The sequence below is a fragment of the Ancylomarina sp. genome (assembly GCF_041555295.1).
In the GTDB taxonomy this organism is placed as follows: domain Bacteria; phylum Bacteroidota; class Bacteroidia; order Bacteroidales; family Marinifilaceae; genus Ancylomarina.
On record NZ_JBFFKR010000452.1, the window covers coordinates 1 to 1,819 of the forward strand.

At 38.8% G+C, this 1,819-nt stretch carries 2 protein-coding genes; both read left to right on the plus strand.

Features of this window, described 5'->3' with window-relative positions:
- Window positions 1–1,121: saccharopine dehydrogenase family protein (locus ABY905_RS16995; protein WP_372646046.1), on the plus strand; the 1,121-nt coding region annotated here is incomplete at its 5' end.
- A gap of 49 nt (window positions 1,122–1,170) precedes the next feature.
- A partial coding sequence (locus ABY905_RS17000) for a hypothetical protein (RefSeq protein WP_372646048.1) occupies window positions 1,171–1,819 on the plus strand: 649 nt, incomplete at its 3' end.

Below are 1,819 nucleotides of genomic sequence, written 5' to 3' on the forward strand. Positions count from 1 at the left end.
ACTTGGTTATTTCCATGTTGCCACCACCTATGCATCCCATGCTCGCTCGCGAGTGTGTGAAACAGACTAAGCATTTTATCAGTCCTTCATACATTACACCCGAAATGCAGATTTTGCACAAAAAGGCGAAGACTAAAGGTGTCCTTTTGATGAATGAACTGGGTGTTGATCCGGGTATTGACCATATGTCAGCCATGAAAGTTATTGATGAGATTAAAGCCAAGGGAGGTGAACTGTTGAGTTTCAAATCCTATTGTGGTGGTATTCTGGCACCATCATGTTCGAGCAATATTTGGCAGTATAAATTTACATGGAATCCTAGAAACGTGGTAACGGCGGGAAAAGGTGTGGCCATATATAAAATGAAGGGACAATATAAATACCGACCCTATCAGCAAGTTTTTGCTCATCCACGAAGGACTAGTATGCCAGGCTATGGTGATTTTGAAGTTTACCCCAATAGAGATTCTCTCTCGTATCGAAATCTGTACCATATAGAAGAGATTCCAAGTATTCTGCGAGGTACCATGCGCCGACCCGGTTTTTGTCAGGCTTGGAACGCTTTTGTTAGTTTGGGTTGTACCGATGAATCTTATGTGATGCGTGATTCAGAGAATCTGACTAATCAAGAATATATTGAGAGTTTTTTGCCCTATAATGAACGATCAGTTGAAGAGCGATTTGCCGATTGCATAGGTGTTTCTGTTGAGGATCCTATTATGGAAAAGTTTAGATGGTTGGATTTGTTCTCTGATAAAAAACTAGGCGTAAAGGAAGGAACCCCAGCTATGATTTTACAGAAAATACTGGAGGAAAAATGGACACTCGATCCAGATGATAAGGATCTTTTAGTCATGCAGCATCAGTTTGTTTACCAACTAAATGGTCAGGAAAAACAAATTACCTCTTCGATGAGTTACGAGGGGAAAGATCAGAAGCATACAGCGATGGCCTATACGGTTGGATTGCCTATGGCTATTGTAGCGAAACTAATTTTACAATCGAAGATTAATTTGACTGGTGTACAGATACCAATCGCAGCACAAGTTTATGAACCCGTTTTAAAGGAGTTGGAGAGCCTGGGTGTTTATTTCACCGAGACGGTAGAAGATTGTGAGTAATCTTATTCTGATTTTCTTAAGTTTGTAGATCAATCAGCGATTAAACTTCATGAGAAATTTCATTCTGTTTCCCCTATTAGGGCTTTCAATTTTAGTGTCATCGTGTAGCAGTTTGCCTGCACTGCAATCATCATGGAATCGTGCTTCGTCTATTGAAAATTCTTTGGATGAAAAAGAAGCTAATGTGTTTTTCCCTGAAGATGAATTGACCCTGAAATTGTCTAATGATGCGAACTATCTTGATCTTATTGTTGCGACTAATTCGCCATTAACTTTGAATAAGATCTATAATTTGGGACTTAGTGTTTGGTTGGACCCTCAGGGAAAGAATAAACAAATATTTGGAGTGAATTTTCCACTACCAGTTGAGAAACCTTATTCCCGAACGGCCTTTAAAAATTATATTAGCCGATTAAATTCGAATGAGCTGCAAGAGGAATTATTCGATCGCTTTCAGAAGTACGAATATGAAGATGTTCGTCTGAGAGAAAATATACGTGTTTCTACTTTAGATCAGGATGAGGCTTGTCAAGTTCGCCTGAATTCTGATGATCAAGTTTTGTTTTCATGTCATATTAGGGTTAGCCTTAAGAAGCTTATGGGATCTGATTTTAAAATAACGGGTAAAGAAAATATTGGAGTTAGTCTTTTTAGTACGACTATGGCAACAGAAGCTTATCTCTCATCCCTTTCAAGTA